The 3,383-nt window shown below is 54.7% G+C and carries 3 protein-coding genes; 1 reads left to right on the top strand and 2 read right to left on the bottom strand.

Features of this window, described 5'->3' with window-relative positions:
- A partial coding sequence (locus RMSM_RS34140; RefSeq protein WP_008708474.1) for a beta-ketoacyl synthase N-terminal-like domain-containing protein occupies positions 1 to 749 on the bottom strand: 749 nt, incomplete at its 3' end.
- A gap of 263 nt (positions 750 to 1,012) precedes the next feature.
- The gene (locus RMSM_RS34145) at positions 1,013 to 2,143 is read right to left on the bottom strand and encodes a hypothetical protein (protein ID WP_008708475.1); all 1,131 of its coding nucleotides are present in this window, start codon (positions 2,141 to 2,143) and stop codon (positions 1,013 to 1,015) included.
- Between the two features lie 92 nt (positions 2,144 to 2,235).
- On the opposite strand from RMSM_RS34145, the gene RMSM_RS34150 reads away from it, so the two are divergent.
- Positions 2,236 to 3,153 (top strand): TrmH family RNA methyltransferase, encoded by a 918-nt coding sequence (locus RMSM_RS34150; RefSeq protein ID WP_008708476.1) that lies wholly within the window; start codon positions 2,236 to 2,238, stop codon positions 3,151 to 3,153.
- The last annotated feature ends 230 nt before the right edge of the window (positions 3,154 to 3,383 follow it).

The following is a 3,383-nucleotide window of genomic DNA, read 5'->3' on the forward strand; positions in this document are numbered from 1 at the left end:
ATAGGCAGGTCATTGCGATAGTTCAGCCGAGTCGCATTGATCCGTGTTCCGGCAGCACCGCTGATCATGCACGTCGCGATTCCACGGGTCAGACACGAGATCGCTTCGTCCAACGCGGCCGGTCCCGACGTGTCACCGAGCACCAATGTGTTGTTGGGACCGTGGGCGTTGATCGCAATCCCGACGTGACATGCGGGCATGTTGGGCAGGTATTTCAGCATCCACAACGGCATCACGCTTCGCATCGCCGCTTCGCCGAATCGAGATTCGTCCATCGCGCCATCGTCGTCGAGACATTTCTGGAACGCCTCGGCTAATTCGGTGGGCGGTCCATACAGCATCTCGCTGCCAAACACGGTTCCGATGTCTTTGGGGGCAAACTTGACCGCGTTGTCGTCGGACGCAGCGGAATCCGTGTCCGATTCAGCCGCGGGAAAAACAGAATCGAGTCCGGCATCTTCAATCGCCATCATCGATGCAACGTAGGCAAGCTGGATCTCGCGAGACATCACCTTCAGTGCCTTGCGAGGTTTCACGAACTGCTTTCCGTCAAACCCAACAATCGGAGCACCGATCCAAAGTCCGTCGTTTTCGCGGCCCGACGGCGGAGTGGGACCGTCGTCGTCGCGATCGGCTAGCGATCGCACTCCGGAATCGCCGCGCAGCAAAGCAGCAAAGAAATCTTGATGTCCCAGTCCGATCGCAGACGCCACGCCCGCTCCGGTAATGACAATTCGGTGTTCCGGCATGTTCGAGATTATGGCGATACGGGGAGCAGTGGCGATTTAGACGAGAAACGAGCAAACAGCGTCAAAGTATGATTACCATGGCACCTGATGACCAGGGATGTAGTTTAACTAGGGAAACTTCACCGTGGGCGTGCCGAAGCAGGGTGGGCTTGTAGCGAACAGGCTGATTGCAACAAACGGGCCAATTGCAACTAAGGGCCCATTGCAACCAAGGTCTGATTGCGACGAAGGCCTGATTGCGAGAACGGATGACAACTTAGCCGTTACGCCAAGGATCGATCGTATAGACGATGCGTCTTGGTCCGCGTTGCCCCCCCGCGTTCAATCGTGCCTCGCGAGAGCGAATTGCTTTCCAAAACCCAAGAAAACTCACCAATTTGGATGCCAAACGAGATCGCATCGGGCAGAATTCGCGAGAGTGTGACCAATCCGAGCCCCCATTTCTGGTACTCCGGCAACACATTGGTGCTAATCAGCCGCAGCCGATCGATCTTTCGCTTGCCGGTCAACAGTTTTAACCATCCAAATGGAAACAGCCGTCCATCGATTTGGCGAATGATTTGGTTGTAATCCAACAAGCCAAAGCCGGCGCCGACGGGGCGACCATCGATTTCCGCGATACTGGTCAATTCGGGCACGATCAAGTGCTTCAACCCATCGCTTTGCACTTTGATTTCCGCTTCGCTCATTGGGACGTAGCCCCACGTTCGCTGCAGCGATTGATTATAGATTTCCAGGAACGAGCGAACGTCTTCTTTGAATCGTTTGCGATCAATTGGCCGGCAATTCACCTTGAATCGACGTGTCGCCTCTTCGATCACGAACGCCAATTTGGGATCCAAATCTTCGAGGATGTCCATGTGGGCGTCGTAGCTGAACAGATCCTGAACTTTTTCGAAGCCTGATTCGAGGAACAAGCGTTCGTAGTAGGGGTGGTTGTAGGGGATCATAAACGTGGGCGACGAATCAAAACCGTCCACCAACAACCCGACCTCGTAATTCAGACTCGGATGAACCGGACCGCGAACGTCGGTCATCCCTTGTTGTCGCAGCCAATCAAAGGCATGCTGGAACAGCAATTTGCTTGCTTCGCTGTCGTCTTCGCATTCAAAGAATCCGACAAAGCCACGTTTTTCGTTGTGGCAACGATTGTGAGCATGATTGACGACCGCGAGAATGCGGCCGACGGCACGTCCATCGCGACGGACCAGAAATGCTTGGCGATCCGCATCGTCATAGAACGGATGGTATTTAAACCCGACGATTTTGCGACGTTCGGCCCACAACGGCGGCACCCAGTAGGCATTCTCACGATAGAGTTCCCGCTCTAAATCGAGAAATTCCTTTTGGTCGCGTTTCGAGCTGACTATGTCACAGATTGGCATCTTGCTCATCTCGTCGATTTTCCGTTTTCCAGAGTCACAATGTTAAAAGGCCGTGTTGATGCCGACGCGAGCCCATCATCAACGTCTATCAAGAGTTTGGCATGAGCGATTCGGAGCCACTGGTACTTCGCAGCCCCGCAAACCCCACCGTTCGACGCCTGATCCGATTAAGGGATAATCGTACACGACGACGCGAGAAGCGTCTGCTTGTCGATGGTTGGCGGGAAACGCTGCAAGCGATCGATGCCGGTTTGGAGCTGGTCGGACTGTATCTGCCCGAATCGAGTCCCACGGATCCGAAGGATCATGATTCCGGCGATCGCTCCCGCCACGATCGCGATCTGTCGGCGACTCCGCTTCCGGCAAACCAGGAAACTGCAAATCATGATCCGAGAGTTCGTATCGTCATTGAAAAAGCCAAGACTTCACAAACGATTCGAGTTGTTTCGGATACCATCATGGCGCGAATTGCCTATGGCGAGTCGCCACGCGGAGTGGTCAGCGAATTTGTGCAGCCGGACCATTCCCTTGACGACCTCACACTGCCAGCGAACGCTTTGCTGTTGGTTTTGGACAGCTTAGAAAAACCGGGAAATATCGGTGCCGTCTTTCGCTGTGCGGACGCCGCCGGGGTCGATGCGGTGATTTTGTCGGGGGGCGGCAGCGATATCTATAATCCTAATGCGATCCGCAGCAGTCTGGGGACCGTCTTTCAAATCCCCACGGCGGTCGGCAGCGAATCCGAAGTCGCTCGTTACTTAAGCGACCACAAAATCCGCCCTTTGGCCGCACGGGTCGAGTCATCGAACGAACTTTGGGCAACCGATTTTTCAGGCTCGATCGCCGTGATCGTGGGCAACGAAGCCCAGGGGCTCGGTTCGCGTTGGCAGCGTGATGGCGACGGAAACACGATCGCCGGGGTGCGAATTCCGATGTTTGGCAAAGTCGACAGCCTAAATGTTTCGGTTTCGGCGGCGGTCGTGCTATTCGAAGCCCGACGCCACCGGGCTCGAAGCTGAAATGGCGGCCCCAACGGCGTTTTTCAGCATAAATCCAGCCTATTCCGCAACTTATCAATCCCCGTGCGAGAGGGGAAACAGCCCTGATATCAAGCATTTTGGGCACGATCCGAACGACTCTTACGACGCAAACGACCGCTCGAGACGTCAGAATCGTTAATGTCCATGCAAATCACATCCGATAACTAGAGCAACCGGAAGACTCGTGCAATTTTGCAGGTTTCTTTCAT

Origin of the sequence: Rhodopirellula maiorica SM1, from assembly GCF_000346295.1 — a bacterium.
GTDB lineage: Bacteria > Planctomycetota > Planctomycetia > Pirellulales > Pirellulaceae > Novipirellula > Novipirellula maiorica.